At 62.3% G+C, this 2,355-nt stretch carries 2 protein-coding genes and 1 pseudogene; 1 reads left to right on the top strand and 2 read right to left on the bottom strand.

Annotated elements, in window-relative coordinates; translation table 11 throughout:
- Window positions 1–552, top strand: a 552-nt coding sequence (locus tag KSX58_RS10205; protein ID WP_217752134.1) for an aminotransferase class I/II-fold pyridoxal phosphate-dependent enzyme, incomplete at its 5' end; no start/stop codon positions are given.
- Between the two features lie 356 nt (window positions 553–908).
- Here KSX58_RS10205 and gnd read toward each other — a convergent pair.
- Together gnd and KSX58_RS10195 are read right to left on the bottom strand one after the other, a co-directional pair.
- Window positions 909–1,802, bottom strand: coding sequence for a phosphogluconate dehydrogenase (NAD(+)-dependent, decarboxylating) (gene gnd / locus KSX58_RS10200; RefSeq protein WP_011742727.1), 894 nt, complete (start codon window positions 1,800–1,802; stop codon window positions 909–911).
- Between the two features lie 186 nt (window positions 1,803–1,988).
- Window positions 1,989–2,355 (bottom strand): annotated as a pseudogene (locus tag KSX58_RS10195) (GntP family permease); the annotation flags it as partial.

Raw genomic sequence — 2,355 nt, 5'->3', positions numbered from 1 at the left:
GACGAGCCGTACCGCGAGATCGTGTTCGACGGCGGCGAGCAGCCGTATCCGAGCAAGTTCTACGACAACACGCTTTCGTGCTACTCGTACTCCAAGTCGCTGTCGCTGCCGGGCGAGCGCATCGGCTATGTGGCGGTGAATCCGCGTGCCACCGACGCCAAGCTCATCGTGCCGATGTGCGGCCAGATCAGCCGTGGCACCGGCCACAATTGCCCGTCTTCCACCGCGCAGCTGGCTGTGGCCAAGGTGGTGGACGAGACGGGCGACCTGTCCGTGTACGAGACCAATATGAACCTGCTGTACGACGCGCTGACCCGTCTGGGCTTCGACGTGGTGCGCCCCGGCGGCACGTTCTACATCTTCCCGAAGGCGCTTGAGGAGGATGCGAACGCGTTCTGCATGAAGGCCAAGGATTACGACCTGATTCTCGTGCCGTCCGACAGCTTCGGCGTGCCCGGCTACTTCCGCATGGCCTACTGCATCGACACGGAGAAGGTGGAGCGTTCCATCGCGGCGCTTGAGAAATTCGTGCACGAGGTGTACGGCCGCTGAGCCGCTCGCGTATTTCGCCTATATTCCGCTTATAGATGGCGGATTCGCTCTCGTGCCTGATGCCATCTCGCTTATGGATGGCGGATGATGCGGGGAAAAGCCGGTTGGAGGGTATGGATATTGCCCCCTAACCTTTTTGCTGTAGGACCCCGCCATCTATAAGCGAGATACCGTGGGGCGATTTGGAAAATCCGCCATCTATAAGCGAGATAGTGCAGGATTGTGGGGCGGCAAGCCGACTGTCTGACGGGACCGTGTGCGTTGATACAGGTTCGCCCGGAGCTGGTGGGGTCCAGCTACGGGCGAAGTCTGTTATGGGGAAGGAAGGAATCTGAATCGGTTAATGCGTGAATCCGTCAGTGGGTGGCGATCTCGTCGATCTTGGTGACGTGGCCGCCGAACTGGGCGCGCATGGTGGACACGACGCGCAGGATGTTGTCGGCGCCGCCGCGCGAGGTCTGACGTGCGTACAGTGCGGCCGCGGTGGCCGGGGTCGGCACGCCGAGTTCGAGAGCCGCCTCGATCATCCACTTCGCCTCGCCGGACTCGTTGGCGACCGGCGGCATGGACTTGAGCGTCGGGTCGGACTTGAAGGCGATGGCCAGCAGGTCGAGCAGCCAGGACTGCACCACGGAACCGTCCCTCCAGGAGCTCATCACGGCCGCCGGATCCTCAACGAGATCGGACTTCACCATGGTGGCGAAGCCTTCGCCGAAGGCCTGCATCATGCCGTATTCGATGCCGTTGTGCACCATCTTGGCGAAGTGGCCGCCGCCCACCGGGCCGGCCAGCACCAAGCCGGAATCGCCTTCCGGCTTAAGTGCCTCGAAAATCGGGCGCGCGCTCTCGAAGTCCCCCTGGCTGCCGCCAACCATAAGCGCGTAGCCGCGGTCGATGCCCCACACGCCGCCGGAGACGCCGCAATCCATGAAATGGATGCCCTTCGGCTCCAGTTCGGCCGCGTGGCGTGCGTCGTCGGTGTAACGGGAGTTGCCGCCGTCGATGATCATATCGCCCGGCTGAAGAAGCTCGGCAAGCTCGTTGATGGTGCTGTCGGTCGCTTCACCGGCCGGCACCATGACCCACACCAGACGCGGGGCCTTCAGCGCGGCCACCAGTTCCTTCAGGCTTGCCACGGTGCGGTCCGACTCGGGGGAGTGGTCGTAGCCGACCACCTCATGCCCTGCCGCCGCGATGCGCTTCGCCATGTTGCCGCCCATACGTCCCAGGCCGATCATTCCCAACTGCATGATGTGCTTCTTTCTCTAAAAATGGTTGAAAAGTTTTTGCGATTTTGAATAAGGATTGATGCCGCCCGTTGGCTTCCCGCGCCTTCCGCAACGCAGAAAAGAAGGTTGCGGCAAGCTTTGCGGGCGGCAAGTTTTGGTTATGTTTTGGGTTATGTGAGTGTGGTTGCGATTGCTGCGTTCAGTGCGTCAAAGTACCAGCGAGAGCAGCATCACGCAGCCCAGACCGACCACCGACAGAATGGTTTCCATCAGCGACCAGGTCTTCAGCGTCTGGCCCACGCTCATGCCGAAGTATTCCTTGACCAGCCAGAAGCCGGCGTCGTTGAGGTGGGAGAAGAACACGGAGCCTGCGCCGATGGCCAGCACCAGCAGTGCCAGATGGGTCGGGCTCATGCCGGCGGCGAGCGGCACCATGATGCCGGAGGCGGTGACGGTCGCCACGGTTGCCGAACCGGTGGCGAGACGGATGAGCACGGCCACCAGCCAGCCTGCGATCAGCGGGTTCATGGCGGATTCGGTGATGGAGTTGGCGATCACGTCGCCGATGCCGGAG

The sequence above is a fragment of the Bifidobacterium sp. MSK.17.10 genome, assembly GCF_019129655.1.
Classification (GTDB): domain Bacteria; phylum Actinomycetota; class Actinomycetes; order Actinomycetales; family Bifidobacteriaceae; genus Bifidobacterium; species Bifidobacterium adolescentis.
This window is presented reverse-complemented; position numbering and strand designations above follow the sequence as displayed.

Excerpts from the sequence above, each read along its gene's own strand:
- gnd (WP_011742727.1), bottom strand. The coding sequence starts at position 1,802 with ATGCAGTTGGGAATGATCGGCCTGGGACGTATGGGCGGCAACATGGCG.